Source organism: Psittacicella gerlachiana (genome assembly GCF_003585965.1).
Classification (GTDB): domain Bacteria; phylum Pseudomonadota; class Gammaproteobacteria; order Enterobacterales; family Psittacicellaceae; genus Psittacicella; species Psittacicella gerlachiana.
The window spans coordinates 1-2,768 of the sequence record NZ_NRJF01000226.1 but is presented as its reverse complement, the minus strand read 5'-3'; the positions used below and the strand labels follow the sequence as shown (position 1 = coordinate 2,768).

Annotated in this window: 3 protein-coding genes and 1 pseudogene; all 4 read right to left on the bottom strand. The window is 31.1% G+C overall.

Features of this window, described 5'->3' with window-relative positions; genetic code table 11:
- Window positions 1-409, bottom strand: a pseudogene (locus CKF59_RS06915) (hypothetical protein); the annotation flags it as partial.
- A gap of 216 nt (window positions 410-625) precedes the next feature.
- A complete protein-coding gene (locus tag CKF59_RS06910; RefSeq protein WP_119535208.1) occupies window positions 626-1,291 on the bottom strand; it encodes a CsgG/HfaB family protein in 666 nt (221 codons plus the stop codon).
- 14 nt (window positions 1,292-1,305) lie between these two features.
- Window positions 1,306-1,695 carry an outer membrane protein assembly factor BamD gene (locus CKF59_RS06905; protein ID WP_119535207.1) on the bottom strand — a complete coding sequence of 130 codons (390 nt, stop codon included), beginning with the start codon at window positions 1,693-1,695 and terminating at the stop codon, window positions 1,306-1,308.
- A gap of 1 nt (window position 1,696) precedes the next feature.
- The gene (locus CKF59_RS06900; RefSeq protein ID WP_119535206.1) at window positions 1,697-2,689 is read right to left on the bottom strand and encodes a GNA1162 family protein; all 993 of its coding nucleotides are present in this window, start codon (window positions 2,687-2,689) and stop codon (window positions 1,697-1,699) included.
- Window positions 2,690-2,768: the final 79 nt, after the last annotated feature.

Below are 2,768 nucleotides of genomic sequence, written 5' to 3'. Positions count from 1 at the left end.
CATCATATTTACTCATTGATTTTAAAAATTCTAAAGAACTTGTATAAACTTCAGATACTCTTATATTTTTATCAAAAGAAGCTATATCTTGAGAAAGAATATAGTAATTCAAATCTAAAATATCGGAATTATTTAAATTATCTACTCCATAATTAAATAAACAGCTTAGATCCTCAAAAAAATGTCCGAAACTAGCACTTGGAGTACCAAATGTAAGAGTTATTACCTCTCCTACCTTAGGTATCTCACATGCGGTTAAACCACTATTTTCTCCATTATTACTCGATAATAATTGTTGTAATTTGATTAGTTTTTTTTCTGTACTGACAAAGTAAATACGTTGTTTAGAATCATTTATAGGTTTTGAGTTACGATAAACCTCTACTAGATCGGAAAAATATACATTCATATAACAACCTTAAAAAAATACATTACTAATATTTTAATATAAGAACTCTTTATAAAACTTAGATTCTAATGAATTTTTATGTAAGATAATTTTCTAACTTATAGTCTTTACCTAAACTTAAATAATCTCTACAAGAATAAAAAATTACTCCCTTAAAGATTAATTTTTCATATAACAAAAGCCTCAAGAAAAATCTTGAAGCTTTTATTTTTTTAATTAGTTGTGTAAATTTCTATTTAAAGTTTCAGTAGTTAAATTATTTACAGCTTCACGTATTGCTAAAGTTAACACACGTTGCATTTGTGTAGAGTCATAACTAACATAACCACCTGAACCTAATACTCTTGTGCCTGTAATATCAATTTGTGTCGTACCTGTAGTTGATAACACCACCGCACCATTACGAGTATCAATTAAATTAATCACTACTGTTGCATAAGCAATTTCTGATTTACTTTTACCAGCTAAACCATAAAGTACTTGACGAGTTTCAGAACGTCTTCCAAATTCAGTAATTGCTGCTGAAACTAAGTAACGAGCCCCTTCTGCTTTAAATTGATAACCATTTAATTCGCTTTCATAGTTCGCAAATTGAATTAACGAACGATTCATTACTTGATAATAACCAGATTGAGTCATGGTTTGCACTAAAGTATCTAAGCCTTGTTGAGCTAAAGAGCTATTCGCAAAAACACCACTGTTATAATCTGATTTATTTTCAAAGCGTGCAATAGCTACTGATAAAGGTTTGGTATTAGTTTGATTTTGTTTAATCACCACCCCTTGCTCTTCTTGCTTTACAACACTCACTGTATTAGAAATACATGAACTTAAAAAGACCGAACTAGTAACTACTAATAGTAATGAAATAATTCTTTTCATTTTAGATTCCTTAATTAATTAGGGATATTTCTTAAAAGAAGTTCAACAAACTCTTTTCCTTGAGGATAAAATTTTATTTCTCTTTCTAAATAAAATCTTGCTTGAGCGTAATCTCTATTCTTTAATAAAAAGTAAGCATAGGTCATATTTACTCCAGGTTGAGGATTACTCGCATCAGCAGAAATTTTTAAAGAAGAAATTAAACTATTGGTATAGGAGTGATCTCCATCTTCTTTCTCTAAAAGTTCTGATAAAGTTGCTCCAAGAAAAATAGTATTGGTTGCTCCTGTAGGTAAGAAATAAGTAGAAGTACTTAAAGTCTGATAATAATCAAGCTTTTTGTTGGTAGAACAAGAGGACACACCAAGTGCTACTAAAATTATAAGAACTAGACGTAATTTCATTTTACTTCAACACTCCTAGCCTACTTAAATAATTCTTGTACTCTTGTACTTGCTGTTGAACTTCTAGAGGGAATTCTTCTATTCCCCAAAAACTTGGACTAGACATTTTATGGTAACTTACAAGTTGAGAAAGTCGAGAGTCATTACCGCAGTTGAGCATTCCTGAAAGTTTAAATTGATATCCCTCTTGCTCATTACGAAGATCTTCCTCTTTGATATTTGTTCTTTGCAGACAAAAGAGGCGTACATTATTAATCCCTGCAGGACCTACATCAAGAGCAAATAAAGATGAAGTTGGCAAAGCATAATAATTATCTAACCATGGATTTGCTGAGAAGACTTTAACTAATTTGGCATTTGGAGAATCATCATTTCTAATTGCATTAATCATGGTTACAATTAGCTTAGCAAAAGTAACTAACAAGGAGTCATTTGGATTAAGAATGTTATCAGTTAAAGCTATGGCATGCTGTAAAGAGAAGTCTAAAAACGAAAAATTTCCATACGTAACTAAGCTTCCACTTAAATCAACGTTTATTCGATTTCCTAGGATCAGATTATTATCTAACATCCCTCTTTGCGCCTCAACAAAAAGTACCGCTTGCACTCCTAAATTTTTTAAAAGACTATCAACATTTAGGGATTTTACATCAGCACCTGCATATAAACCTTGAGATTTAAAAAACTCATTAGAAATTACGGGCGGAATTACATAATAACCTAAAGCACTCAGTTGTTTAGCAAATAACGCTTGGATTCCTAAGGCAACTCCATCATCGACTTGAGTTCCTAAAATCGGAGCTACAACGATGCTATTAACTTTAACTAAGTCTACCTTTAATGCTCTAATCATCGCTGGATAAATCACATCTTTATGCTCAGCTAAAGCTTGCGCTACCTCTTCACGAGAAAACATATTCGCAGCTGGTAAAGCCAAAGAATTAGAGACTAGACTTATCCCTAAGATCCAAGATAATACCCATCTTTTAATCATAATTCTTTATTTAATCATACATCTATACTTATAAATGTTAAATGAGTCGATTTTTTCGACTCATTTAACACCTCTAATA

Bases quoted from the DNA above. Each gene is read 5' to 3' on its own strand.
- CKF59_RS06910 (WP_119535208.1), bottom strand. From the start codon at position 1,291: ATGAAAAGAATTATTTCATTACTATTAGTAGTTACTAGTTCGGTCTTT.
- CKF59_RS06905 (WP_119535207.1), bottom strand. From the start codon at position 1,695: ATGAAATTACGTCTAGTTCTTATAATTTTAGTAGCACTTGGTGTGTCC.
- CKF59_RS06900 (WP_119535206.1), bottom strand. From the start codon at position 2,689: ATGATTAAAAGATGGGTATTATCTTGGATCTTAGGGATAAGTCTAGTC.